The sequence below is a fragment of the Bhargavaea sp. GQ12 genome, from assembly GCF_059758705.1.
In genome coordinates this window covers 21,279-47,706 of sequence record NZ_JCAXEU010000014.1, presented here as the reverse complement: position 1 = coordinate 47,706, position 26,428 = coordinate 21,279, and the positions used below count along the sequence as shown (strand labels likewise).

At 56.3% G+C, this 26,428-nt stretch carries 18 protein-coding genes and 1 pseudogene; all 19 read right to left on the bottom strand.

Annotation, left to right across the window (positions count from 1 at the left end; genetic code table 11):
• Positions 1 to 16 precede the first annotated feature (16 nt).
• The 19 genes and pseudogenes from rplC to rpoB all read right to left on the bottom strand — a co-directional run bounded on the left by rplC (position 17) and on the right by rpoB (position 26,392).
• On the bottom strand, positions 17 to 643 hold the full coding sequence (rplC, locus tag AC6CHQ_RS12340; protein WP_251238792.1) for a 50S ribosomal protein L3: 627 nt from the start codon (positions 641 to 643) through the stop codon (positions 17 to 19).
• A gap of 45 nt (positions 644 to 688) precedes the next feature.
• Positions 689 to 997: a 30S ribosomal protein S10 gene (gene rpsJ / locus AC6CHQ_RS12335; protein WP_040225886.1), complete on the bottom strand. Its 309-nt coding sequence runs from the start codon at positions 995 to 997 to the stop codon at positions 689 to 691.
• Between the two features lie 292 nt (positions 998 to 1,289).
• Positions 1,290 to 1,580 (bottom strand): hypothetical protein, encoded by a 291-nt coding sequence (locus tag AC6CHQ_RS12330; protein WP_498081645.1) that lies wholly within the window; start codon positions 1,578 to 1,580, stop codon positions 1,290 to 1,292.
• Positions 1,581 to 1,755: 175 nt separating this feature from the next.
• Entirely contained in the window at positions 1,756 to 3,072 is a 1,317-nt protein-coding gene (locus AC6CHQ_RS12325; RefSeq protein ID WP_498081644.1) for a Na+/H+ antiporter family protein, read from the bottom strand.
• A 203-nt stretch (positions 3,073 to 3,275) separates the two neighbouring features.
• Positions 3,276 to 3,866, bottom strand: coding sequence for a 3-isopropylmalate dehydratase small subunit (leuD, locus tag AC6CHQ_RS12320; RefSeq protein WP_498081643.1), 591 nt, complete (start codon positions 3,864 to 3,866; stop codon positions 3,276 to 3,278).
• 29 nt (positions 3,867 to 3,895) lie between these two features.
• A complete protein-coding gene (gene leuC / locus AC6CHQ_RS12315; RefSeq protein ID WP_498081642.1) occupies positions 3,896 to 5,305 on the bottom strand; it encodes a 3-isopropylmalate dehydratase large subunit in 1,410 nt (469 codons plus the stop codon).
• Between the two features lie 18 nt (positions 5,306 to 5,323).
• On the bottom strand, positions 5,324 to 6,421 hold the full coding sequence (gene leuB, locus AC6CHQ_RS12310) for a 3-isopropylmalate dehydrogenase (RefSeq protein WP_092053078.1): 1,098 nt from the start codon (positions 6,419 to 6,421) through the stop codon (positions 5,324 to 5,326).
• Positions 6,422 to 6,471: 50 nt separating this feature from the next.
• Positions 6,472 to 8,019, bottom strand: coding sequence for a 2-isopropylmalate synthase (locus AC6CHQ_RS12305; RefSeq protein ID WP_251238796.1), 1,548 nt, complete (start codon positions 8,017 to 8,019; stop codon positions 6,472 to 6,474).
• Positions 8,006 to 9,049 (bottom strand): annotated as a pseudogene (gene ilvC / locus AC6CHQ_RS12300) (ketol-acid reductoisomerase); the annotation flags it as partial. The pseudogene ilvC and the gene AC6CHQ_RS12305, both read right to left, overlap by 14 nt.
• A gap of 86 nt (positions 9,050 to 9,135) precedes the next feature.
• On the bottom strand, positions 9,136 to 9,651 hold the full coding sequence (gene ilvN, locus AC6CHQ_RS12295; protein ID WP_092053085.1) for an acetolactate synthase small subunit: 516 nt from the start codon (positions 9,649 to 9,651) through the stop codon (positions 9,136 to 9,138).
• Positions 9,648 to 11,387, bottom strand: a complete 1,740-nt coding sequence (gene ilvB / locus AC6CHQ_RS12290; RefSeq protein WP_251238797.1) for a biosynthetic-type acetolactate synthase large subunit — start codon at positions 11,385 to 11,387, stop codon at positions 9,648 to 9,650. Before ilvB ends, ilvN begins: the two co-directional genes overlap by 4 nt.
• A gap of 360 nt (positions 11,388 to 11,747) precedes the next feature.
• A complete protein-coding gene (gene ilvD, locus AC6CHQ_RS12285) occupies positions 11,748 to 13,415 on the bottom strand; it encodes a dihydroxy-acid dehydratase (protein WP_092053093.1) in 1,668 nt (555 codons plus the stop codon).
• A 477-nt stretch (positions 13,416 to 13,892) separates the two neighbouring features.
• Positions 13,893 to 15,080 (bottom strand): elongation factor Tu, encoded by a 1,188-nt coding sequence (gene tuf / locus AC6CHQ_RS12280; protein ID WP_251238798.1) that lies wholly within the window; start codon positions 15,078 to 15,080, stop codon positions 13,893 to 13,895.
• Positions 15,081 to 15,195: 115 nt separating this feature from the next.
• A complete protein-coding gene (fusA, locus tag AC6CHQ_RS12275) occupies positions 15,196 to 17,274 on the bottom strand; it encodes an elongation factor G (protein WP_251238799.1) in 2,079 nt (692 codons plus the stop codon).
• Positions 17,275 to 17,325: 51 nt separating this feature from the next.
• Positions 17,326 to 17,796: a 30S ribosomal protein S7 gene (gene rpsG / locus AC6CHQ_RS12270; RefSeq protein WP_008298901.1), complete on the bottom strand. Its 471-nt coding sequence runs from the start codon at positions 17,794 to 17,796 to the stop codon at positions 17,326 to 17,328.
• 44 nt (positions 17,797 to 17,840) lie between these two features.
• Complete coding sequence (rpsL, locus tag AC6CHQ_RS12265; protein WP_008298903.1) at positions 17,841 to 18,260, bottom strand: 30S ribosomal protein S12; 420 nt, start codon at positions 18,258 to 18,260, stop codon at positions 17,841 to 17,843.
• A gap of 97 nt (positions 18,261 to 18,357) precedes the next feature.
• Positions 18,358 to 18,603: a ribosomal L7Ae/L30e/S12e/Gadd45 family protein gene (locus AC6CHQ_RS12260; RefSeq protein ID WP_092053965.1), complete on the bottom strand. Its 246-nt coding sequence runs from the start codon at positions 18,601 to 18,603 to the stop codon at positions 18,358 to 18,360.
• Positions 18,604 to 19,139: 536 nt separating this feature from the next.
• Positions 19,140 to 22,742, bottom strand: a complete 3,603-nt coding sequence (rpoC, locus tag AC6CHQ_RS12255) for a DNA-directed RNA polymerase subunit beta' (protein WP_285858687.1) — start codon at positions 22,740 to 22,742, stop codon at positions 19,140 to 19,142.
• 101 nt (positions 22,743 to 22,843) lie between these two features.
• On the bottom strand, positions 22,844 to 26,392 hold the full coding sequence (gene rpoB, locus AC6CHQ_RS12250) for a DNA-directed RNA polymerase subunit beta (protein ID WP_251238800.1): 3,549 nt from the start codon (positions 26,390 to 26,392) through the stop codon (positions 22,844 to 22,846).
• Positions 26,393 to 26,428 lie beyond the last annotated feature (36 nt).

The following is a 26,428-nucleotide window of genomic DNA, read 5'->3' as shown; positions in this document are numbered from 1 at the left end:
TGTTGTCCTCCTTTCCTTATTTCTTGAGGGATGCGCGTACTTTTACGAGCGACTTGCGTGCGCCCGGCACATTCCCTTTGACGAGGAGCAGGTTACGCTCTGCGTCAACTTTTACAATTTCGAGGTTTTGGATCGTTACGGTGTCGCTGCCCATACGTCCTGGGGATTTCATACCCTTGAAGACGCGTGCCGGGTCAACCGGACCGAGCGAACCAGGTGCGCGGTGGAAGTGGGATCCGTGGCTCATCGGCCCGCGGGAGTGCCCGTGGCGCTTGATAACACCCTGGAATCCTTTACCTTTTGTTACACCTGTGATATCGACGAAATCTCCAGCTGCGAAAATTTCTACGTTGACTTCCTGACCAACTTCATAATCGGCCGTGTCCTCTCCGCGGAATTCGCGAACGAAGCGCTTAGGCGCAGTTTCTGCTTTGGCTGCGCGGCCTTTTTCCGGTTTGTTCGCGAGCTTTTCGCGCTTATCATCGAAGCCGAGCTGGACTGCTGCATAGCCGTCCGTTTCTGCTGTCTTCTTTTGAAGGACAACGTTTGGTGCCGCTTCGATGACAGTTACCGGGATAAGATCGCCGTTTTCAGCGAACACTTGTGTCATGCCGACTTTTCTACCCAAGATTCCTTTGGTCATTCGTCACACCTCCTGCATTCTTTTTGTTTTTTATTTTGGTGTTGATTAAAGTTTGATTTCGATGTCTACGCCGGATGGCAGATCAAGCTTCATGAGCGCATCAACCGTTTTTGGTGTCGGGTTGACGATGTCGATCAGACGCTTGTGCGTGCGCATCTCGAACTGTTCGCGTGAGTCCTTGTATTTGTGGACCGCACGAAGAACCGTGTAAACCGAACGCTCTGTCGGAAGCGGGATCGGACCCGAAACACTTGCACCAGAACGTTTTGCCGTTTCAACAATCTTCTCAGCTGATTGATCGAGGATACGGTGGTCGTACGCTTTCAAACGGATACGGATTTTTTGTTTTGCCATTACTTTCCCTCCCTTTCGCCTTTTTCCAAGACAATTCTCCACGGAAATCTCCTGCACACCGCCATGGCAAAGCGGCCGGGTGTGTCAGCAACCTCCCGCTTCATCGCAGTCAAATGACCAACATTCCGTATTATACACAAAACGGAAGAGCCTCGCAAGCATTACGCGCGAGATTCTTTGCTGGACCCTAGAATTATATAACGGTTTGGCTCAGGATGCAATCAGTAAGAAAAGAGTCGGAATATTAGGTTGCCGGGAGCGCGTTTGTTATATGGAAGGAAGTCGATTTAAGCTAGGTTTCAATACGGAGTAGCTGATCTTTGATACGGATTTCATTCAGGAGATTGAATGGATACTTATATAGAAGGTAATTGTTTTTCGCTTCTTTGATGTATACAAAAGCTTCAAGAATGCGGTGCTGCTGAAAACTCAAGTTCCAAACGGCAGTTTCGTCATTCATGGGTTCAGTTTCGTCATTCGCGTGATCAATTTCGTCATTCATGCCTCCAGTTTCGTCATTCACCGCCGGCATCTCAGCGAATGACGAAATTAGCCGGCTGAATGACGAGATCAACCGATCCAATGAAGAAACTTCGGGAGCGAATGACGAAACCCCGGAAATTGATCCATGCCCACTCCAAAATAAGCTCTGAAGAATTTCCACGTACAAAATATATAAAAACTGCAGACAAAGGAGCTATACGCACTCACTTTGTCTGCAGTCCGAGCTCCGGCAGCCCGGAGCTTTTACAGTTCCCTCAAAGAATCACGGACGCGATCCAACCGAAGATGATGAGGGGAATATTATAGTGGATGAAGGTCGGGACGCAGGTGTCCCAGATGTGGTTGTGCTTTCCGTCGGCGTTGAGACCGGCGGTCGGTCCGAGTGTGGAGTCGGATGCCGGGGAGCCGGCGTCACCCAACGCTCCGGCCGTGCCGATCAGTGAAATGATCGCCAGTGTGCTGAAGCCGAACTCGACGCTGAGCGGAACGAAGATGGCGGCGATGATCGGAACGGTCGCAAACGAGGAGCCGATCCCCATTGTGACGAGCAGGCCGACGAGAAGCATGATGATGGCCGCGATGCTCTTGTTGTCGCCGAGCATGCCGCTGGCGGATTCTACGAGAGACTCAACGTGACCTGTCGCCTGGATGACACCAGCAAAACCATTTGCCGCGATCATGACGAAGCCGACGAAAGCCATCATTTTCATGCCGTCGTTCAGAAGCTCGTCCGCATCTTTCCAGCGGACAGCGCCTGTTGCATACAGAACTGCAATACCTGAGATGGCACCGATGATCATCGAGTCGGTTGTGATCTGCCCGGCAAGTGCTGCCGCAAGCGCGATGATCGTGAAAACGATATTGCGTGTTCGGACTTCACGGTCCGGGCCGGAAGCGATGGCTTGGCTGTCGCCGTAATCACGCGGTTTACGGTACGAAATGAAAATGGCGATGATGAGACCAAGGGCCATGCCGGCAACCGGGAGGGCCATGGCCGTCGGGATATCCGCCATATCGATCTCGAGTCCTGCAAGTGCCATCTGATTGGCGATGACCTCGTGGAAGAGGAGGCCGAATCCGTAAGGCAACAGGACGTAAGGAGCGATCAGACCAAATGCGAGCACACAGGCGATGAGCCGGCGGTCGATTTTCAGCATGTCGAGGATGTGGAGAATCGGCGGCACGAGCAGCGGAACAAAAGCGATATGGATCGGAATCAGGTTCTGGGACGAGATGGCGACAAGAAGCAGGATAAGAATAATCAGTGCCTTGGCGAGCCCTTTGCGCTCCCCTTCCCCTTCATTGCCGACAACCTTCAGAATCAGTTTGACGAGCACTTCCGGAATGCCGGTCCGGGAGATGGCGACTGCAAACCCTCCGAGAAGCGCATAACTGAGTGCGATGGTTGCCCCGCCTCCGAGGCCCCCGGTGAAGGCTTCTATTGTTTCATTTATGGAAAGGCCGCCTGTCAGACCGCCGGCAATTGCTCCGACAGCCAGCGCCAGCACTACGTTGACCCGGAGAAGACTCAGGACCAGCATGACCGCGACCGCAATAATGACTGCATTCATAACAAGTGCTCCTTTGCGCTTCATCACTTTACCGTGATAAAGCGTTAAAATGAATGTTATTAGATTATCATGGCGGCTGATTGCTGTCAACCCTTCATACACGAAACGGCAACTTTAGCATCTTTATGGGCATGAGCGCTCACGACATCGGCATCTCATAAGAAAAACCGGCAGGCCCCCAAAAGAGGCCTGCCGGTTTTCTATCATGCGCGCTGCATGACTTCTTCGTATTTGGCAATCTGGTCTTCGTATTTGAAGGTCAGGGCAATTTCGTCCCAGCCGTTCAGGAGCATTTCCTTCCAGTATGGGTCGATATCGAACCGGTGGACGGTGCCGTCCGGCTGTGTGACGGTCTGCTCTGCCAGGTTGACTGCAAGCTGCATCGGATCTGCCTTGCCCTTGGCGAGGAGTTCTTCCACTTCCTCTTCAGGCAGCCTGATCGGCAGGATGCCGTTTTTCATGCAGTTATTGTAGAAGATATCGGCGTAGCTCGGCGCGATGACAACACGGAATCCGTAGTCCAGGATGGCCCACGGCGCATGTTCGCGGGACGAGCCACAGCCGAAGTTCTCACGTGCGACGAGGATCTCGGACCCGTCGAAGCGGGAATCGTTCAGGACGAAGCCGTCCCTCTTGTTGCCCTCGGCATCAAAGCGCCAGTGATGGAACAGGTACTTGCCGAAGCCGGTACGTTCGATGCGCTTCAGGAATTCCTTGGAGATGATCTGGTCGGTGTCGACGTTGCTCCGGTCGAGCGGAGTCAGGATGCTGGTGACTTCATTGATCGGTTTCATGGATGCGGCCTCCTTTCATCGTTTCGCGGTCAGGCGTGGACGGCAATTTGTTCGCGGACGTCTGTGAAGCGGCCGGTAACGGCAGCTGCAGCGGCCATTGCCGGACTCATGAGGTGCGTGCGCGCCCCCGTCCCCTGCCGTCCTTCGAAGTTCCGGTTGGAAGTGGACGCGCAACGCTCGCCTGCCGGGACGACATCGTCGTTCATGGCGAGGCACATGCTGCATCCGGATTCGCGCCATTCAAAGCCTGCAGCGGTAAAGACCTTATCGAGGCCTTCTTCCTCCGCCTGCTTCTTGACTGTGCGGGATCCCGGCACGACCATGGCTCTGACGCCGTCGCGGACTTTCTTGCCTTCGATGACGCGTGCCGCTTCGCGGAGGTCACTCAGGCGGGCATTCGTGCAAGATCCGATGAAGACGTGCTGAATTTCGATGTCGGTGAATTTCTGACCTTCTTCAAGACCCATATATTCGATGGCGCGCAGGAAGGAATCGCGCTCAAGCTCATTTTCGAAGTCTGAGGCATACGGGACGTGGCCGTTGATGCCGGCCCCCATGCCCGGGTTGGTTCCCCATGTGATGAACGGCTCGATCTCGTCGGAGTGAATCGAAACCGACTTGTCGTACTCTGCACCTTCGTCCGAAGCAAGCGAAAGCCAGTCGGCTGCTGCCTGCTCGAAACCGTCACCCTCCGGTACATACTTTCGGCCGCGCAGGTATTCGACAGTCGTCTCGTCCGGGCTGATCAGTCCTGCACGGGCGCCCGCTTCAATCGACATGTTGCAGATCGTCATGCGCTCTTCCATCGTGAGCTTGCGGATCGCTTCGCCCGTGTATTCCACGATGTGGCCCGTGCCCATGTCTGTACCGAACTTCGCAATGATCGCCAGAATAATATCCTTGGCGGCAACGCCCGGGGAAATCTCGCCATCGATGCGGATCTCCATGGTCTTCGGGCGGGACTGCCAGAGTGTCTGTGTGGACAGCACGTGCTCGACCTCGCTCGTTCCGATTCCGAAAGCAAGTGCGCCGAATGCGCCGTGCGTGGAGGTGTGGGAGTCTCCGCAGACGATCGTTTTACCCGGCTGGGTAAGCCCGAGCTCAGGCCCGATGACATGGACGATCCCCTGATCCGGGTGATCGACGTCCGCGAGCGGCACGCCGAACTCCTCGCAGTTTTCCGCCAGTGTCCGGATCTGCTTGCGCGCGATCGGGTCATTGATCACTTTGCGGTTGACCGTCGGCACGTTATGGTCCATCGTCGCGAAGCAGAGATCCGGGCGGCGGACTTTGCGCCCGTTCAGGCGGAGTCCTTCAAACGCCTGAGGAGACGTGACTTCGTGAAGGAGATGGAGGTCGATGTAGAGGAGGTCCGGCTTGCCCGGTTCCCCGACAACGATATGCCGGTCCCAGATTTTATCGATGATTGTCTTTGCCATTGCGTTCCGCCTCCTGTTTTACATATACGAAAACATAATATCGTCCGACACGGCTTCCGCGTCGAGCTGTTCCATGACTTTGTCCGTCCATTCCTCTGTCGTGAGGCTGCGGCTTCCCGCCTGTGCGACATCCGCCGTACGGCACCCGTCTTCCAGCACAGTCTGGACTGCTTCCTCGATTGCTGCGGCCTCGGTTTCCATACCGAACGAGTAGCGGAGCATCATCGCTGCGGACAAAATTGCCGCCGCAGGGTTTGCGATGCCTTTGCCTGCAATGTCCGGGCCGGAACCGTGCACGGGCTCATACAGACCGAACCCATCGGTACGGATGCTCGCTGATGGCAGCATGCCGAGAGAACCGGTGATGACAGAAGCCTCGTCGCTCAGAATGTCGCCGAACATATTCTCCGTCACCACGACATCGAATGCGGACGGATCCGTAATCAGTTTCATCGCGCAGGAGTCGACCAGCTGGTGTTCGACCGTGACGTCCGGATAGGCCGCCTTTTTCTCTTCAACCACTTCCCGCCAGAGCCGGCTGGATTCGAGTACGTTTGCTTTGTCGACGGAAGTCACTTTGCCCCTGCGGACCCGGGCAAGTTCAAACGCCTTCTCGACGATACGGGAGATTTCCTCCCTCGAGTACACGAGCGTGTCATACGCATCATTTGCGGTACGGTCTTTTTCTCCAAAGTAGAGGCCTCCTGTCAGCTCGCGTACGATCATGAGGTCCACCCCTGCCGCTTTCTCTTCCTTCAGAGGGGATGCGGACAGAAGTGCCGGGACCGCCTTGACGGGACGGAGGTTTGCGAACAGGCCGAAATGTTTGCGGATGGCAAGCAGCCCCTTCTCAGGACGGAGCTCGGACGGGTTGCTGTCCCATTTCGGTCCCCCGACGGCACCCAGCAGGACGGCATCAGACGCCTCGCAGGCGTCGGCCGTCTCTTTCGGGAACGGGTTGTCGAGGGCGTCAATTGCCGCTCCGCCGATCAGGCCGTAGGAAAAATTGAATTCGTGCTGGTAGCGGCGTGCAATAAGTTTCAGGACCTTGACGGCAGCCCGTGTCACTTCAGGGCCGATTCCGTCTCCGGGCAATACGGCAATTGTCTTTTCCATGTTCATTTCCTCCTTTTTGGTGGCCGGCCCGCTGTGCAGGCCGTGTATGGTTACGTGATGGACACCGTTTCTGATGGCTGTTGTGCGTTTTTGACAAGTTTCCGATTGATCGCGTTCAGGTAGGCATTGGCCGTTGCTTCAAGTACGTCCTGTGCAGCGTCTCGTCCGGTGATCTCCTCTTCCCCGATCAGGACTTTGACGACTGCCTCGCCGAGTGCGTCGCGGCCCTTGCCGACGGACGAAACCCGGTAGTCGAGGATGTGGACCTTTTCGCTTACAATGCGCTCAAGCGCGTTGAAGATCGATTCAACGGAACCGGTGCCGGTCGCCGCCTCGGTGATCGTCTCCCCGTCAGGCCGGACGACGGTGATCGTCGCCGTCGGGATGTTCGCCGTGCCGCTGGACAGCTGCACGCCCGAAAGTTCGTAGATCGGAGCGTCCGCTTCCTGGATCTGCTGGTCTGTGAGGATGACAAGAAGATCGGCTTCGGTGATGACTTTCTTTCGGTCAGCAAGCTTCTTGAATTCGGCGAATGCTTCGTTCAGACGCTCCGGCTCGAGCGTGAAGCCCATTTCTTCCGCGCGGGACTTGAACGCGTGGCGGCCGGAATGCTTGCCGAGGACCAATTCGGTATGGGCATCGCCGATCAGTTCCGGCGTGATAATTTCATAAGTGTTCGGGTTTTTCAGCATGCCGTCCTGATGGATGCCGGACTCGTGGGCAAAGGCGTTCTTGCCGGTCACTGCCTTGTTCGGCTGGATCGCGACGCCGGTCAGCTGGCTGACCAGCTGGCTCGTGCGCTTGATCTCCTTCAGGTTGATGCCGGTTTCCACATTGTAGTGATCCTTGCGGATATGGAGCGCGACAGCGACTTCCTCGAGCCCGACGTTGCCGGCGCGCTCTCCGATCGCATTGATCGTGCCCTCGACCTGATCGGCGCCGTTCTCGATGGCGGCGAGCGTGTTCGCCGTTGCCATCCCGAGGTCGTCATGGCAGTGTGCCGACAGCTTCACGCGGTCGATGTTCGGGACATTCTCCTTGAGGAACTTGAAGATCGAACCGTATTCATGGGGCGTTGCATAGCCGACCGTATCCGGGATATTGACCGTCGTGGCGCCTGCCTTGACGACTTCAGCCACTATGCGAGCGAGGAAGTCAGGCTCCGTGCGGGAACCGTCTTCCGCCGACCACTGGACGAGCGGGAAGAACTTCTTCGCGTACTTGACCGCTTCGACCGATGCCTCGATCACTTCTTCCGGCGTCTTTTTCAGCTTGTACGCCATATGGATCGGGGATGTGGCAAGGAAGATGTGGATGTGAGGCTGCTCCGCGACGCGGAGGGCCTCCCATGCAGCATCGATATCACTTTTGTTGCAGCGGGCAAGGCCAGTCACAATCGAGTTCTTGACCGTTCCCGCAATCTTCCGGACGGCGTCCTGGTCACCGGGTGAGGCTGCCGGGAAGCCGGCCTCCATGACCGTCACACCGAGCCGTTCCAGCTGGCGCGCGATCTCGAGCTTTTCGGCGGTGTTCAGGTTGATTCCCGCCGACTGCTCCCCGTCCCTCAGGGTCGTGTCGAAGATATCAATTTTGCGCACTGGCGACCACTTCCTTCTTGATTTTCTTCCCTTCGTTGACAAATGGCATCATAGCGCGCAGCTCACGGCCGACCGACTCGATCTGGTGCTCGGATTCACGGCGGTTGATGGCGTTGTATTCAGGACGGCCAAGCTGGTTCTCAAGCAGCCAGCCTTTTGCGAACTTGCCGTTCTGGATGTCTTCGAGCACTTCCTTCATGCGGGCTTTTGTATCGTCCGTGATTACACGCGGGCCGGAAACGAAGTCGCCCCACTGAGCTGTGTCGGAGATGGAGTAGCGCATGTTTTCGATGCCGCCTTCGTACATGAGGTCGACGATCAGCTTGAGTTCGTGGAGAACCTCGAAGTAAGCAACTTCCGGCTGGTAGCCAGCTTCGACCAATGTTTCGAATCCTGCCTTCACGAGCGCCGTCGTGCCGCCGCAAAGTACAGCCTGTTCGCCGAAGAGATCTGTCTCGGTCTCTTCCTGGAATGTTGTCTCAAGAACCCCTGCGCGCGCTGCGCCGACTCCTTTGGCGTAAGCAAGCGCAAGATCCTTCGCCTGTCCGGTTGCGTCCTGGTGGATCGCGATCAGTGCCGGTACGCCCGCGCCGCTTTCGTAGGTACGGCGGACAAGGTGGCCAGGGCCCTTCGGTGCAACCATGAATACATCGACATCAGCCGGAGGAACGATCTGGCCGAAGTGGATGTTGAACCCGTGTGCGAAGACGAGTGCCTTGCCTGCAGTGAGGGCCGGCTTGATCTCTTCGTTGTAGACCTGCGTCTGGCGCTCGTCCGGGAGGAGAACCATGATGACATCCGCTGCTGCGGCAGCTTCCGCGACCGGATAAACCTGAAGGCCGTCTTCCTGCGCCATAGCAAACGATTTGCCGGGACGTACGCCGACGATCACGTCAAAGCCGGATTCTTTCAGGTTCTGTGCGTGGGCATGGCCCTGTGAGCCGTAGCCGATGACTGCGATTTTTCTGCCTTGGAGAACTGCCTCGTTAACATCCTGGTTATAATACATTTTTGCCATTTTCATTTTCCTCCCTGTGGGTTCTGTTTTTTTGGTTGGGCCGGATCTTGGAAGCGGGCCGGCCTGTCGCGGAAATCACTTTGGAATGGTAGTGCCTGTTAATGAAGAATCAGGTCAGGTGCTGTTTCAGCCCGCTGCGTTTCGCGGGTGAAGGCAGTGACGCCTGTGCGGGAAATCTCTTTGATGCCGTATGGCCGGAGAAGATCGATAAATGCTTCAATCTTCTCGGGGTCGCCCGTCACCTGGAACGTCGTGACGTTCTTGCTCATGTCGATGACCTGTGCACGGAACGGCTCGACGATGCTCCGGACTTCCTGACGGAGCTGCGGCGGGGTGACGACCTTGACGAGCGCCAGCTCCCTCATGACCATCGCCTTGTCGGAGATGTCATTGACCTTGATGACGTCGATTTGCTTGGACAGCTGTTTGACGAGCTGCTCGACCTTGCCCGGATCCTCGACATGGACGACGAATGTCATCTTTGACATGCCCGGGGTCTCGGTGTGGCCGACGGTGATGCTCTCGATGTTGAACTGCCGCTTCATGAGGAGTCCCGTTACCCGGTTCAGGACGCCGCTCTGGTTGAGGACTGTTGTCGTTATGATCCGTTTCACCGTTTCATCACTCCGATCATTTCACTGAGAGTCGCGCCCGGCGCGACCATCGGGTAGACGTTCTCTGTTGCAAGCACCCGGCAGTCGACAAGCGCCGGACCATCCGATTCGATCGCCTCACGGATCACCCGCTCGGCATCTGCAAGTGTTTCGACTTTGTAGCCTTTGACCTCATAGGCTTCCGCCAGCTTCACGAAGTCCGGCTGGACAGGAACCAGTGATGAGGAATAGCGCTCACCATGGAAAGTCTCCTGCCACTGTCGCACCATACCTAGCGAGGCGTTGTTCATGATGATGATCTTCACCGGGAGTTTGAACTCCTGGAGGATTGAAAGCTCCTGCAAGGTCATCTGGAAGCCGGCGTCACCGACAACCGCAACGACCTTCTCGTGCGGGAAGGCGAGCTGTGCGCCGATGGCAGCTGGGAATCCGAAGCCCATCGTCCCGAGGCCACCCGATGTCACCCAATGATGCGGGTGGTTCGGCTCGTAGTACTGGGCGGCGAACATCTGGTGCTGTCCGACATCCGTCGTGACGATTGCATCGCCCCCCGTGTACTTGTGGATGAGGCGCACCGCGTCCTGGGGCATGATCTGCCCTTCAGGCGCCGCCTCATATCCGAACGGGCGTGTCTCCCGGTATTCGCTGAGCCGGGCAAGCCAGTCTTCCGTATCCGGCGCTTCAAAGCCCTTTCCGTTCAGCTCCGTCAGAGCCACTTTGGCATCCGCGACAATCGGGATTTCCGTCGGGACGTTCTTTCCGATCTCGGCCGGATCGATGTCGATGTGGATGACTTTCGCGTTCGGCGCGAACCCATCGAGCTTTCCGGTCAGCCGGTCGTCAAAACGGGCGCCGATGTTAAGGAGCACATCGCACTCCTGGATGGCCATGTTGGCCGCGTACGAGCCGTGCATGCCCGCCATCCCGAACCCGAGTTCATGTCCGCCCGGGACGGTGCCGATGCCGAGAAGAGTCGTCGTCACCGGGATGCGGTTCGTTTCGATGAAGCTCCGAAGTTCTCCGGTGGCCTCCGCTGCGAGGATGCCGGCCCCGGCAAGGATCAGCGGCCGCTTCGCTTCCGAAAGGGCCTGCGCCGCTTTCTGGATCTGTAGGAAGTTCGGCTTGAATGTCGGCTGGTAGCCCGGGAGGTGAACCCCTTCCGGATGTCGGATATCCTCCGCAAGTGCTGTTACCGATACGTCTTTCGGGATATCGACGACGACCGGGCCCTTGCGTCCCGTGGAAGCGATATGGAAAGCCTCCTTGATGATGCGCGGGATGTCTTTTGCATCCTTCACCTGGTAGTTGTGCTTCGTGATCGGCTGCGTGATGCCGATCACGTCCGCCTCCTGGAAGGCATCCGTGCCGATTACCTGCTGGGCAACCTGACCGGTCAGGACGACGAGCGGGAGGGAGTCAAGCATGGCGTCCGCGATGCCGGTAACAAGGTTGGTCGCCCCCGGCCCGGACGTGGCGATGACCACGCCGGTCCTTCCTGTCGTGCGCGCATATCCTTCAGCCGCATGGATGGCACCTTGCTCGTGCCGGGCCAGGATATGGCGGATCGGGTTTTTGTACAGTGCATCGTAGATCGGGAGCACCGCACCGCCCGGATAGCCGAAAATAATGTCCACGCCCTCATTCTTCAAAGACCGGACCAGCAGGTCGGCTCCGTTGCCGGCAGTTTCCGGCATGACGGCTTGTTTTGTTTCCCTTACCTTGACGCTCGCTTCCATCTGCGCCTTCCTCCTTCACTCGTGAGTTTTGATATAAAAAAACAAAAGACCCTTCCACCCCCTGCACGGAACACAGATGTCTTCCGTTGCAAGGGATGAAAGAGCCTTTCATGGTACCACCCTTGTTCGCGGCTACGCCGCCTCGGTGGCCGGGCTGGGTGCCCGGCCGGTTGGTAACGGGGCGGCTCGATGCCAGCCCCGGGAACACCTTGGGAATGATCCGTTCAGTGTTCCGCTCGGAGGTGATGTCGGTCGGGGCTGCACTGCCGGGTTCCAGCTGTTCCGGCTCTCTGGTAAATGCAGGGGTCCTTCCCTTTTGCCTCTTCTGCGCTTTGGTTCATTTAAGTCTGCTGATGATCGTCAGATTTTCATGACGCCGCCTGTATTGGCGGAAGTGACCAGTTTGGAGTAGCGGGCAAGATAGCCCGTCTTGATCTTCGGTTCAAACGGCTTGAGATTCTTTCGCCGCTGTTCAAGCACGTCTTCCGGAACCTTGAGTTCGATCTTTCGGCTGACGAGGTCGATTTCGATAATGTCACCATTCTCGACCAGACCGATCGGACCGCCTTCCGCCGCTTCCGGCGAAATATGCCCGACTGCGATGCCCCGGGATGCGCCCGAGAATCGTCCGTCCGTGATGAGTGCCACTTTTGTGCCGAGTCCGCGTCCGACAATTGCCGATGTCGGGGCGAGCATTTCCGGCATGCCTGGGCCGCCTTTCGGACCCTCGTATCGGATGACGACCACATGACCTTCCTGGACCGTGCCGTCATCGATACCTTTTTGGGCTTCTTCCTGTGATTCAAAGACGATGGCATCGCCTTCGAACACCTTGATGGAAGGATCGACCGCGCCGACTTTGATGACGCCGCCATCCGGTGCCAGATTCCCATATAAGACGGATAGGCCGCCCACCGGGCTATACGGGTTTTCTTTTGGCCGGATGACCTGCTCATTCAAAATCTTGCTGTCTTGCACATTTTCATAAAGTGTTTTGCCGGTGACCGTCATCCGGTCCGGGTGAATAGCACCCGGGATGTCGCACAGTTCGCGGATGATCGCATTGACGCCGCCGGCAAGGTGCACATCATGCATCGAATAATCCGAAGCAGGCATGAGCTTGGACAAATATGGAACGCGCTCTGCGATTTCATTAACCTTTTTCAGGTCATAGTCAATGCCGGCTTCATGCGCAATGGCGAGTGTGTGAAGGACCGTATTTGTCGAGCCGCCCATCGCCATGTCAAGCGCAAACGCGTCATCGATAGTCTCTTCCGTAATGAGATCACGGGGCTTCACGTCTTCCTCGACCATGCGCATCAGCTGCTTGGCCGCCTCATAGATAAGCTCCTTGCGTTTGTCCGAGGTTGCGACGATTGTTCCGTTCTGCGGAAGTGCGACTCCCATCATCTCCATAAGGGTGTTCATCGAGTTGGCGGTGAACATCCCTGAGCAGGAACCGCATGTCGGACAAGCGCTCTGCTCGATTTCGAGAAGCTGGGTCTCGGACATCGATCCCTGTTTGTAGGCGCCTACACCCTCGAATACCGAGGTAAGGGAAAGCTGCCTGCCGTCGGAACCGACGCCGGCTTCCATGGGACCGCCCGATACGAAGACCGACGGGACGTTCGTCCGGACTGCCGCCATGAGCATTCCCGGCGTGATCTTGTCACAGTTCGGGATATAGAACACACCGTCGAACCAGTGCGCGTTGATGACCGTCTCAGCCGAATCAGCGATGATCTCCCGGCTCGGGAGCGAGTAGCGCATCCCGATGTGGCCCATCGCGATTCCGTCATCGACTCCGATCGTATTGAACTCGAACGGAATACCTCCCGCTTCACGGATCGCTTCCTTGACGACTTCCGCGAACTTGTTCAGGTGCATATGACCCGGGATGATGTCGACGTAGGAGTTACATACGCCGATGAACGGCTTGCCCATATCCTTCGCCTTGACGCCCGCTGCGTACAGCAAGCTACGGTGCGGTGCCCTGTCGATTCCTTTTTTAATCATGTCACTTCGCATACGATGATCTCTCCTCTGGATGGAGGCCGAGCGGCGTCTGGCCATGCTCTTTTGCCGTCTCTTAAAATGAATTGAACACATCATAACTCGGTTGAAATATTGCGTCAAGTCGCTTTTTCCAAGTTTTTGTGCAATTTAGAATTAGTTTCGGGGTGTAACCGTTTGCAAACGTTGATATATCGCATTCTGCATCTGCGGAAAAGTTTTTTTGAGTTTTTTTATGAAAAGGTTTCATGTCGAGAAGCAACATAGAATCAAGGGAGGTGGAGGGCCCGTACCGGCCGGGAGAATTGGCGTTAGCAGGCTGGTTGCTGGTAAAACCCAACAGCCTCTGCATGCCTGCATGAAATCAGGACATAAAAAAAAAGACCTCCGCCCACGTCTGGGCGGAGATCCATGTCCACGTCTGGACATAGGAAGCGGAGCGGCTGATCAGGCCGTTCCATTTCCGTTTATTCGTTACAAGAGAGAAGCAGATTACTTCTGGATAGAAGCTACGACGCCTGCACCAACTGTGCGGCCGCCTTCACGGATCGAGAATTTAGTACCTTCTTCGATCGCGATTGGGGAGATGAGTTCTACTGTCATTTCAACGTTGTCGCCAGGCATAACCATTTCAACGCCTTCTGGAAGCGTGATGATGCCGGTTACGTCAGTTGTACGGAAGTAGAACTGCGGGCGGTAGTTGGAGAAGAATGGCGTGTGACGGCCACCTTCTTCTTTGGACAGAACGTAAACTTCAGATTTGAAGTTAGTGTGTGGAGTGATCGAGCCTGGCTTTGCAAGAACTTGGCCACGCTGGATGTCTTCACGTGCAACACCACGGAGAAGCGCACCGATGTTGTCGCCTGCTTCAGCATAGTCAAGGAGCTTACGGAACATTTCAACGCCTGTAACAGTTGTCGATTTAGCTTCTTCAGCAAGACCGATGATGTCAACAGTGTCGCCGACTTTAACTTGGCCACGTTCTACACGGCCAGTTGCAACTGTACCACGGCCTGTGATCGAGAATACGTCCTCGACAGGCATCATGAATGGCTTTTCAGTGTCGCGCTCAGGAGTTGGGATGTACTCGTCAACTGCATCCATGAGCTCAACGATTTTCTCTTCCCACTCTGCTTCGCCTTCGAGGGCTTTCAGAGCGGAACCTTTGATGACCGGAAGGTCGTCGCCAGGGAAGTCGTACTCGGAAAGGAGGTCACGGACTTCCATTTCAACGAGCTCGAGGAGTTCTTCGTCGTCTACCATGTCGCACTTGTTGAGGAATACGACGAGGTAAGGAACGCCTACCTGACGGGACAGGAGGATGTGCTCACGAGTTTGTGGCATTGGGCCGTCAGCTGCGGATACGACGAGGATTCCGCCGTCCATCTGTGCTGCACCAGTGATCATGTTCTTGACGTAGTCAGCGTGACCTGGGCAGTCAACGTGCGCGTAGTGACGCTTGTCTGTTTCGTATTCGATGTGGGAAGTGTTGATTGTGATCCCGCGCTCTTTTTCTTCAGGAGCGTTGTCAACGTCAGCATACGAACGTGCTTCACCGCCGCCTTTTTTAGCGAGAACTGTTGCGATTGCAGCAGTCAGTGTTGTTTTACCATGGTCAACGTGACCGATTGTACCGATGTTAGCATGCGTTTTGGAGCGGTCGAATTTTTCTTTACCCATTAGGAAAATCCTCCTTAAATGTAAGAGATAGTTGGTATGGTCCGCGGGGAAGCCATACTTCCCCACCTTCCATATCTTATACGTTAGTTATACTTGAAACAAAGGGGAATTTCAATTATTCACCTTTAACTTTTTTAACGATTTCTTCTCTTATGGACTTTGGAACTTCCTCGTAGTGATCGAACACCATCGAGAATGTACCGCGGCCCTGAGTGTTCGAGCGGAGCGATGTCGCATAGCCGAACATTTCGGAAAGTGGAACCATCGCGCGAACGACTTGAGCGTTACCGCGGGCTTCCATACCTTCTACGCGTCCGCGACGGGAAGTGATGTCGCCCATGATGTCGCCCATGTACTCTTCAGGGATGACGACTTCAACTTTCATCATCGGCTCAAGAAGTACAGCGTTGACCTTCGATACTGCGTTCTTGACTGCCATGGAAGCGGCGATCTTGAACGCCATTTCGCTGGAGTCAACATCGTGGTAAGAACCATCGAAGAGCTTGGCTTTGACGTCGATGACAGGGAATCCTGCCACGACACCGTTTTCGAGTGCGTCTTTAACGCCCGCTTCAACAGCAGGAACGTATTCACGCGGAACAACACCGCCGACGATGCCGTTCGTGAACTCGAAGCCGGCGCCTTCTTCGTTTGGCGAGAATTCGATCCAGACGTGGCCGAACTGACCGCGGCCGCCGGACTGGCGTACGAATTTACCTTCGACATTTGCAGTTTGGCGGAACGTCTCACGGTAGGATACCTGAGGTGCGCCGACGTTAGCTTCAACCTTGAACTCGCGCTTGAGGCGGTCAACGATGATGTCGAGGTGGAGTTCTCCCATACCCGCGATGATGACTTCACCAGTTTCCTGGTCAGTATGCGCGCGGAATGTAGGGTCTTCTTCCTGGAGCTTGCCGAGGGCAATCCCCATCTTGTCCTGGTCGCCTTTGGTCTTCGGCTCGATTGCAACCGAGATAACCGGCTCAGGGAATTCCATCGACTCAAGGATGACGAGTGCTTTCTCGTCGCAGAGCGTGTCGCCTGTGCCTGTGTCTTTCAGGCCGACGGCAGCGGCGATTTCACCTGCGTGCACTTCGGAGATCTCCTCACGGGAGTTCGCGTGCATCTGCAGGATACGGCCGACGCGCTCACGCTTGCCTTTTGTCGAGTTCTGAACATAAGAACCGGACTGAAGGACACCGGAGTAGACACGGAAGAATGTCAGCTTACCGACGAACGGGTCAGTCATGACCTTGAACGCGAGTGCCGAGAACGGCTCGCTGTCGTCTGCATGGCGTTCCATTGCTTCGCCTGTGTCAGGGTCTGTACCGTCGATTGCCGGGATATCCAGCGGGGACGGGAGGTAGTCGACAACTGCGTCAAGGACGAGCTGGACACCTTTGTTTTTGAATGCCGTACCAAGGACAACAGGGTAGAATTCTACCGCGAGTGTCGCTTTACGGATGGCAGCTTTGATCTCTTCAACAGAGAGTTCTTCGCCGGCCAGGTATTTCTCCATGAGCTCTTCGTCGAATTCCGCGAGTGCTTCGATAAGCTTTTCGCGGTATTCGTCAGCCTGGTCTTTGTACTCGTCAGGGATTTCTGTTACTTCAGTATCCGTGCCGAGGTCGTTGCCGTACAGGATGGCACGTTGCTCGACGAGGTCGATGATGCCGCGGAATTCGTCTTCAGCACCAATTGGAAGCTGAATCGGATGCGCATTGGCTTCGAGACGGTCGTGCAGCGTTTTGACTGCGTAGAGGAAGTCTGCGCCAGTCTTGTCCATCTTGTTGACGAATACGAGACGCGGAACGCCGTAAGTTGTTGCCTGGCGCCATACAGTCTCTGTCTGCGGCTCAACGCCGGATTGGGCGTCAAGTACTGTTACCGCACCATCGAGTACACGGAGGGAACGTTCAACTTCAACTGTGAAGTCGACGTGTCCTGGCGTGTCGATGATGTTTACGCGGTGGCCTTTCCATGCAGCAGTTGTCGCAGCGGAAGTGATTGTGATCCCGCGCTCCTGCTCCTGCTCCATCCAGTCCATCTGCGAAGCACCTTCGTGCGTTTCGCCGAGTTTGTGGATCCTACCTGTGTAATAAAGGATACGCTCAGTTGTCGTAGTCTTACCGGCATCAATGTGGGCCATGATCCCGATGTTACGAGTGTTCTCCAAGGAGAATTCTCTAGCCATAATGTGTTTCTCCTCCTGTTATGTCGGAATAGAGTGGACTTCGGCTTGAACTTACCAGCGGTAGTGAGCGAATGCTTTGTTCGCTTCCGCCATTTTGTGAAGGTCTTCACGACGCTTCACGGATGCACCAGTGTTGTTGGATGCATCGAGGATCTCGTTTGCCAGGCGCTCTTCCATCGTCTTCTCACCGCGCAGGCGGGAGTAGTTGACGAGGTAGCGGAGGCCGAGTGTTACACGGCGGTCCGGGCGAACTTCAACCGGTACCTGGTAGTTCGCGCCACCGACACGGCGGGCACGTACTTCAAGGACTGGCATGATGTTTTCGAGTGCTGCTTCGAATACTTCCAGAGGATCCTTACCGGAACGCTCACGGACGATTTCGAATGCGCCGTAGAGGGCTTTCTGGGCAGTACCCTTCTTGCCGTCTACCATGATTTTGTTTACAAGACGTGTCACGAGCTTCGAGTTATACAGCGGATCAGGCAACACGTCACGTTTTGCTACTGGACCTTTACGAGGCATGTGTGTTCCTCCTTTCAAACTTTACGACACCTTTGGCAGGTGTATTATTTTTTCTCTTTTGGCTTCTTCGCGCCGTATTGGGAACGGCTCTGCATACGGCCTTGAACGCCGGCTGTATCGAGGGCGCCGCGCACGATGTGGTAGCGGACACCCGGAAGGTCTTTAACACGGCCGCCGCGGATCAGGACAACGCTGTGCTCTTGCAGGTTGTGGCCTTCACCCGGGATATACGCGTTGACTTCGATCGTGTTCGTCAGGCGGACACGAGCGTATTTACGAAGCGCGGAGTTCGGCTTCTTAGGCGTCATTGTGCCGACACGTGTGCAGACACCGCGCTTTTGAGGCGAGTTCACATCTGTAAGAGATTTCTTGAAGCTGTTGTAACCTTTCCCGAGTGCCGGAGACTTCGACTTGGTCGCTTTCGACTTACGCGGGTTGCGGACCAGTTGGTTAATTGTAGGCATCGATAGGGTCCTCCCTTCAGTTCTTTTTAATACCACACATCCAGGTGGTTCATTTTAGGGGTAAAAACAAAGTCTTTGCGCAGCATGACGCAAAAACCTACTCAGTAATGGCGATGACCGATGCGCCGACATCGATTCCGTATGCCCGGCCGAGGTCTTTCCTCGTGCCTTCATAGCGTACAGGAATCCCGTTCTCTTCCGCAAGGGAAAGAACGTCGCCGATCAGCCGCCCGTCAGCATCCGAAGCGAGAATCACTTCCCGCACCCGGCCTTTCCGGAGCGCCTTTACTGCCTGCTTTATACCGATGATCGTCTGGTTCTGATTCGCTTGTCCATGAGACATGCCATTTCCTCCAAGGAACCAAAAGTCAACTCTCAACCTTGAACATATTATCATCCCTGCAACGGGATGTCAATAAAAAACATATCATTTCTTCCGGTGATGGTAAAGAGCGTCACGCTTTCGAAATAGCGCTTGAGATCCGGCTTTCTTTCGTAGGATTTCGATTGCCATTTCCGCATGCCCGCCCTATTCCCGTCCTCTTTAAATTAAGGCTCTGTTATAGAGTGTTGTTGCTTTCCGTACCAGCACTCGCTTTCCGCGGGCATGGCCTTAGCCGATGCCAACACGCAGATTGGCATCTGCGTGCAAAAGCGTAGCTTTGCGCGGCATCCGGGGTCTTCGGCTTATGCTATTCCCACAGGAGTCCCGTGCTTCCACTCCAAGCAACCGCTATTAATCATTCATGATTTCTCGCTCCCAACCCATGAATGAAATAAACCCTTTTCGTAACGGTTTCCGCTAACCCGCGGGCATTGCCGGTTCCTTTGCCAAGAAAAACCCCCCGGGAGCCATGGGCTTCCCGGGGGTCATGCTGCTTATTCGGTTGCTGCGATTTCCTGCTCTTCTTCCATGCCTTCGTAGGCCATTTCGATCTGGCGGTAGCGCTGCATGCCGGTTCCGGCAGGCACGAGCTTCCCGATGATGACGTTCTCCTTGAGGCCAAGGAGTTCGTCCATCTTGCCTTTGATCGCGGCATCGGTGAGGACACGGGTCGTTTCCTGGAACGAAGCGGCCGAGAGGAAAGATTCCGTCTCAAGCGACGCCTTCGTGATCCCGAGGATGACCGGACGGCTTGTCGCCGGAGCACGGCCATCAAGGATGGCTTCGGAGTTGGCTTCCGTGAACTGGTGGATGTCGAGCAGCGTGCCCGGCAGAAGGTCGGTTTCGCCGGCTTCGATGACACGGACTTTGCGCATCATCTGACGGACCATGACCTCGACGTGCTTATCGCTGATCTCAACGCCCTGCATCCGATAGACCTTCTGGACTTCCTTCAGCAGGTATTCCTGTACGGTCTTGACGTCTTTGACGACGATGAGCTGCTTCGGATCGATGGACCCTTCAGTCAGCGCTTCGCCGCGCTTGACGGTGTCGTTCAGTTCAAAGCGGAGGCGTGCATTATACGGTGGCGTATACTTGCGCGTCTCGACTTCGCCGGTGACGGTGATTTCCTTCTGGCCTTCGCGGATCTCGTCGATCTCGGTGATGACACCATCGATCTCGGAAATGACCGCCTGGCCTTTCGGATTTCGCGATTCGAAGATTTCCTGGATACGCGGTAGACCCTGGGTGATGTCGTCTCCGGCAACACCGCCTGTGTGGAACGTACGCATCGTCAGCTGCGTGCCCGGCTCCCCGATCGACTGGGCAGCGATGATGCCGACTGCTTCGCCGACTTCAACCGCTTCGCCTGTCGCCAGGTTCATGCCGTAGCACTTCTTGCAGATACCATGCTTCGTGTTGCATGTGAACGCCGAGCGGATGGTAACCGTTTCGACGCCCGCATCCAAGATTGCACGCGCGATGTCTTCAGTGATGAGACCGTCGCGTTCGACGAGCACATCACCCGTCTCCGGATGGCGTACCGACTTTTTGGCGTGGCGGCCGACAATCCGCTCATCGAGTGTTTCGATGATCTCGGTGCCTTCGGTGAGCGCGCTCACTTCGAGGCCGCGGTCGGTGCCGCAGTCGTCTTCGCGGACGATGACATCCTGCGCGACATCAACAAGGCGGCGCGTCAGGTAACCGGAGTCGGCCGTCTTCAGTGCCGTATCGGCAAGACCCTTACGAGCACCGTGTGTCGAGATAAAGTACTCGAGGACGGTGAGGCCTTCCCGGAACGAAGACTTGATCGGGAGTTCGATGATGCGTCCGGCCGGGTTGGCCATGAGTCCGCGCATACCGGCAAGCTGAGTGAAGTTCGACGCGTTACCACGGGCACCGGAGTCGGACATCATGAAGATCGGGTTCGTGTTCTCGAGGGACTCCATCAGTTTGGACTGGATGGTGTCCTTTGCTGTCGACCAGTACGAAATGACGCGATCGTAGCGTTCCTCTTCGGTGATGAGACCTCGGCGGAACTGCTTGGTGACCTTGTCGACCTTGTCCTGTGCTTCCTGGAGGATATCCCCCTTGTTCGGAAGGACGACGATGTCGGAAATACCGATTGTGATACCGGCACGCGTCGAATATTTGAATCCGAGGTCCTTCATGCGGTCAAGCATCTTCGACGTTTCCGTGATATGGAATCGCTTGAAGATCTCAGCGATGATGTTCCCCAGGATTTTCTTTTTGAACGGCTGGACAAGCTCCGCTTCGCCGATCTTCGCCTTGACGTCATCGGTCGGGTCGATAAAGTACTTTTCAGGCGTTTCGGTCTGAAGGTTGTAGTTCGTCGGCTCGTTGATATACGGGAACGACTTTGGAAGGATCTCGTTGAAGATCACCTTGCCGACCGTCGTCATCAGGAGCTGGCGGTTCTGCTCTTCTGTGAATGTCGGGTTGTTCAGCGATGCCGCATGGATGGCGATCCGGCTGTGCAGATGCACGAAGCCGTTCTGGTAGGCCACCATCACTTCATTCGCATTGCTGAAGATCATTCCCTCTCCCGCAGCGCCCTTGCGCTCGAGTGTCAGGTAGTAGTTCCCGAGGACCATATCCTGGGAAGGCGTAACGACCGGCTTTCCGTCTTTCGGGTTCAGGATGTTCTGGGCCGCCAGCATAAGAAGACGGGCCTCAGCCTGGGCTTCAGCGGAAAGCGGCACGTGTACCGCCATCTGGTCACCGTCGAAGTCGGCGTTGTAAGCCGTACATACGAGCGGGTGGAGGCGGATCGCGCGGCCTTCTACGAGCGTCGGCTCGAATGCCTGGATACCGAGACGGTGAAGCGTCGGTGCGCGGTTAAGCAGGACCGGGTGTTCCTTGATGACTTCCTCAAGGACATCCCAGACGTCCGAGTGGAGACGCTCGATTTTGCGTTTCGCACTCTTGATGTTGTGGGCGAGGCCGCGTTCGACAAGCTCCTTCATGACGAAAGGCTTGAACAGCTCGATCGCCATTTCACGCGGCAGGCCGCACTGGTACATTTTCAGGTTCGGCCCGACAACGATAACGGAACGGCCGGAATAGTCGACCCGCTTCCCGAGAAGGTTCTGGCGGAAACGGCCCTGCTTACCCTTCAGCATATGCGAAAGGGACTTGAGCGGGCGGTTACCCGGTCCAGTCACCGGACGGCCGCGGCGGCCGTTGTCGATCAGGGCGTCGACGGCTTCCTGCAGCATCCGCTTCTCGTTCTGGACGATGATTCCCGGCGCGCCGAGATCAAGCAGCCGCTTGAGACGGTTGTTCCGGTTGATCACACGGCGGTACAGGTCGTTCAGGTCCGACGTCGCGAAGCGGCCTCCGTCAAGCTGGACCATTGGCCGAAGCTCAGGCGGGATGACCGGAAGCACTTCGAGGACCATCCATTCCGGACGGTTGCCCGAATGGCGGAACGACTCGACAACTTCAAGCCGCTTGATGGCACGTGTGCGGCGCTGGCCCTGTGCGGTCTTGAGCTCTTCCTTCAGCGCATCGGCCTCTTTGTCGAGGTCGATCTGCTTGAGAAGCTTTTCGATCGCTTCCGCGCCCATGAGCGCGGAGAACTTGCTGCCGTACTTTTCACGGTACGCGCGGTATTCGCGCTCGGACAGAAGCTGTTTGCGGTCGAGGCCGGTATCAGCAGGTTCGGTCACGACATAGGAAGCGAAGTAAATGACTTCCTCAAGCGAGCGCGGGGACATGTCCAAAAGAAGCCCCATCCGGCTCGGAATGCCTTTGAAGTACCAGATATGGGATACCGGAGCGGCAAGCTCGATATGGCCCATGCGTTCACGGCGGACTTTTGCGCGCGTCACTTCGACGCCGCAGCGGTCGCAGACAACGCCTTTGTAGCGGACGCGTTTATACTTGCCGCAGTGACACTCCCAGTCCTTCGTCGGTCCGAAGATCCGTTCGCAGAACAGGCCGTCTTTTTCCGGCTTCAGTGTCCGGTAGTTGATCGTTTCCGGCTTTTTGACTTCGCCGTAGGACCACGACCGGATTTTGTCCGGAGATGCGAGGCCGATTTTCATATACTCAAAATTATTAACATCTATCAAGGAGCCTACCTCCCTTTAGTCTCAATCTGAACAGGCTCACCGTTCATGGCAATGCAGCGTGCCGGGCGGCCTGGCCGCCCCGCTGCAACTTTATCCGCGTATTATTCGGCTCCGATTGTCTCCTGCTCGTTGGCCGGCAGGATGTTCAGTGCATCCGTCGGCTGCAGGTCTTCGTCTTCGTCGAGGTCGCGGAGCTCGATCTCCTCGTAATCCTCCGTCAGCATCTTGACATCGAGGCCAAGGGACTGGAGCTCCTTGATGAGGACCTTGAACGACTCAGGGAGGCCCGGCTGCGGGATGTTCTCCCCTTTGACGATCGCTTCATAGGTCTTCACGCGGCCGACGACGTCGTCGGATTTGACTGTCAGGATTTCCTGGAGCGTGTAGGCTGCGCCGTACGCTTCAAGCGCCCAAACTTCCATCTCCCCGAAACGCTGGCCGCCGAACTGCGCCTTACCGCCGAGCGGCTGCTGTGTGACGAGGGAGTACGGTCCGGTCGAACGGGCGTGGAGCTTATCGTCGACCATGTGGGCGAGCTTGATCATGTACATGACGCCGACCGACACCTTGTTGTCGAACGGCTCGCCGGAGCGGCCATCGTAAAGGGTGGTCTTACCCGAACGGTCCATGCCGGCTTCTTCCATGGTCTCCCAGACATCTTCTTCGTTCGCGCCGTCGAAGACCGGGCTTGCCATATGGAGGCCGAGCTGCCGCGCGGCCATGCCCAAGTGCAGCTCGAGAACCTGCCCGATGTTCATCCGGGAAGGTACGCCGAGCGGGTTAAGCATGATGTCGACCGGTGTGCCGTCCGGCATGAACGGCATGTCCTCTTCCGGCAGGATCCGGGAGATGACACCCTTGTTGCCGTGACGGCCGGCCATCTTATCGCCAACGGAGATCTTCCGCTTCTGGACGATGTAGACACGCACGAGCTGGTTGACACCCGGTGCAAGTTCATCGCCGTCTTCACGGTTGAACACCTTGACGTCGAGGACGATCCCGCCTGCGCCGTGAGGGACACGGAGCGAGGTGTCGCGGACTTCGCGCGCCTTTTCGCCGAAGATGGCGTGGAGGAGACGTTCTTCCGCAGTCAGCTCGGTGACGCCCTTCGGCGTGACCTTGCCGACGAGGATATCGCCGTCGCGGACTTCCGCGCCGACGCGGATGATGCCGCGCTCATCAAGGTTGCGGAGCGCGTCTTCACCGACGTTCGGAATGTCGCGGGTAATCTCTTCAGGTCCGAGTTTTGTATCTCGGGAGTCTGATTCGTATTCTTCGATGTGGATCGACGTATAGACATCGTCCTTCACCAGGCGCTCGCTCATGATGACCGCATCCTCATAGTTGAAGCCATCCCAAGTCATGAATGCGACGAGGACGTTTCGGCCGAGCGCAAGCTCGCCCACTTCCATTGACGGGCCGTCACCAAGGACGGTAAGCGGCTCGACACGGTCGCCTACGCTGACGATCGGGCGCTGGTTATAGCATGTCCCCTGGTTGGAGCGGACAAATTTCTCGAAACGGTAGATGTCCAGGTCGCCCTTGACTTCCTTGCCGTCCACCATCTCGATGCGGCGGACACGGACCTCTTTCGCCTCGACATGCTCCACGATACCGTGGTGCCTGGAGACGATCGCAGCACCCGAGTCGCGTGCCGAGACATATTCCATGCCTGTGCCGACAAACGGCGCTTCCGGGTTGAGGAGAGGAACGGCCTGACGCTGCATGTTCGCACCCATGAGGGCACGGTTGGAGTCATCGTTCTCAAGGAACGGGATACATGCGGTCGCCGCAGAGACAACCTGCTTCGGCGAAACGTCCATATAGTCGACCGTTTCGCGCTTAAACACGGAGTTGTCGCCACGGAAACGGCCGTAGATCTCTTCGTTCACGAAGCGGCCGTCCTCATCGAGGATCGCGTTTGCCTGGGCGACGATGTAGTTGTCTTCTTCATCGGCGGTCAGGTAGTCGATCCGGTCGGTAACGAGGCCGGTTTCCGGATCAACACGGCGGTAAGGTGTTTCAATGAAGCCGAACTTGTTCACTTTCGCATACGTCGAAAGGGAGTTGATGAGGCCGATGTTCGGGCCTTCCGGCGTCTCGATTGGACACATGCGGCCGTAGTGCGAGTAGTGGACGTCACGGACTTCCATGCCCGCGCGCTCACGCGTAAGCCCGCCCGGTCCGAGTGCGGAGAGACGGCGCTTGTGCGTAAGTTCTGCCAGCGGGTTCGTCTGGTCCATGAACTGGGACAGCTGGGAGCTTCCGAAGAATTCCTTGATCGATGCGATGACCGGGCGGATATTGATCAGCTGCTGAGGCACAATAGATTGTGTATCGTTGATCGACATCCGTTCGCGGACCACGCGCTCCATCCGGGAGAGGCCGATGCGGAACTGGTTCTGCAGCAGTTCCCCGACCGAGCGGAGGCGGCGGTTTCCGAGGTGGTCGATGTCATCAGTCGTACCGACCTGGTAGAGCAGGTTGAAGAAGTAGCTGATCGACGCGACGATATCCGCCGGTGTGACATGCTTTACTTCTTCTTCGATGTCGGCGTTGCCGATAATGTTGATGACTTTCTCATCTTCGCTGTTAGGGGCGTAGATTTTCACGGAAGAGATCGTGATCTCCTCATCAAGCACACCGCCGGTCGGTTCAACCGTTTCGTAGCCGGCACCGGATTCGAGGTAAGGAATGAGGCGATCGAGTTCCCTGCGGTCAAGGTAAGTCCCTTTTTCCGCAATGATTTCGCCTGTTTCCGGATCTGCGATGGTTTCGGCAAGCGTCTGGTTGAGGAGGCGGTTCTTGATGCTGAGTTTTTTGTTCATCTTGTAGCGGCCGACGTTGGCCAGGTCATACCGCTTCGGATCGAAGAAGCGGGTATAAAGAAGGTTCTTCGCGCTTTCGACCGTTGGCGGTTCGCCCGGGCGGAGGCGCTCGTAAATTTCCAGGAGTGCTTTTTCGGTGCTTTCGGTGCTGTCCTTCTCCAGAGTGTTCTGGAGATATTCGTTATCCCCGATCAGATCGATGATCTCCTGGTCGGAGCCGAAACCGAGCGCCCGCAGGAGGACCGTAACCGGCAATTTCCGGGTGCGGTCGATGCGGACGTGAACGACATCCTTCGCATCGGTCTCATATTCAAGCCACGCACCGCGGTTCGGAATCACAGTTGCCCCGAAGCCGCGCTTGCCGTTCTTGTCGATCTTGTCGTGGAAGTAAACGCTCGGCGAACGCACGAGCTGGGAGACGATGACGCGTTCCGCACCGTTGATGATGAACGTCCCGTTGTCCGTCATGAGCGGGAAATCACCCATGAAGACGTCCTGCTCCTTTACTTCCTCAGTTTCTTTATTATGGAGGCGGACCTTGACGCGGAGCGGTGCCGCGTACGTCGCATCGCGTTCTTTCGACTCACCGACGGAGTACTTCGGTTCGCCGAGGCTGTAGTCGACGAAATCGAGCGAAAGATTGCCCGTGAAGTCCTCGATTGGAGAAATGTCGCGGAACATATCCCGCAGCCCTTCCTCAAGGAACCATTCATAGGACTTCGTCTGGATCTCGATCAGATTCGGGAGCTCGAGCACCTCACTGATCCGCGCAAAACTCCTGCGCTGACGATGTTGACCGTACTGAACTAGTTGACCTGTCAACTGATTCACCCCTCAATTTAAAACGATAATGGGTCT

What these genes read in the sequence shown, in the direction of transcription:
- rplC (WP_251238792.1), bottom strand. Translation starts at nt 643, where the DNA reads ATGACCAAAGGAATCTTGGGTAGAAAAGTCGGCATGACACAAGTGTTC.
- rpsJ (WP_040225886.1), bottom strand. Translation starts at nt 997, where the DNA reads ATGGCAAAACAAAAAATCCGTATCCGTTTGAAAGCGTACGACCACCGT.
- AC6CHQ_RS12325 (WP_498081644.1), bottom strand. Translation starts at nt 3,072, where the DNA reads ATGAATGCAGTCATTATTGCGGTCGCGGTCATGCTGGTCCTGAGTCTT.
- leuD (WP_498081643.1), bottom strand. Translation starts at nt 3,866, where the DNA reads ATGAAACCGATCAATGAAGTCACCAGCATCCTGACTCCGCTCGACCGG.
- leuC (WP_498081642.1), bottom strand. Translation starts at nt 5,305, where the DNA reads ATGGCAAAGACAATCATCGATAAAATCTGGGACCGGCATATCGTTGTC.
- leuB (WP_092053078.1), bottom strand. Translation starts at nt 6,421, where the DNA reads ATGGAAAAGACAATTGCCGTATTGCCCGGAGACGGAATCGGCCCTGAA.
- ilvB (WP_251238797.1), bottom strand. Translation starts at nt 11,387, where the DNA reads ATGGAAGCGAGCGTCAAGGTAAGGGAAACAAAACAAGCCGTCATGCCG.
- ilvD (WP_092053093.1), bottom strand. Translation starts at nt 13,415, where the DNA reads ATGCGAAGTGACATGATTAAAAAAGGAATCGACAGGGCACCGCACCGT.
- tuf (WP_251238798.1), bottom strand. Translation starts at nt 15,080, where the DNA reads ATGGGTAAAGAAAAATTCGACCGCTCCAAAACGCATGCTAACATCGGT.
- fusA (WP_251238799.1), bottom strand. Translation starts at nt 17,274, where the DNA reads ATGGCTAGAGAATTCTCCTTGGAGAACACTCGTAACATCGGGATCATG.
- rpsG (WP_008298901.1), bottom strand. Translation starts at nt 17,796, where the DNA reads ATGCCTCGTAAAGGTCCAGTAGCAAAACGTGACGTGTTGCCTGATCCG.
- rpsL (WP_008298903.1), bottom strand. Translation starts at nt 18,260, where the DNA reads ATGCCTACAATTAACCAACTGGTCCGCAACCCGCGTAAGTCGAAAGCG.
- AC6CHQ_RS12260 (WP_092053965.1), bottom strand. Translation starts at nt 18,603, where the DNA reads ATGTCTCATGGACAAGCGAATCAGAACCAGACGATCATCGGTATAAAG.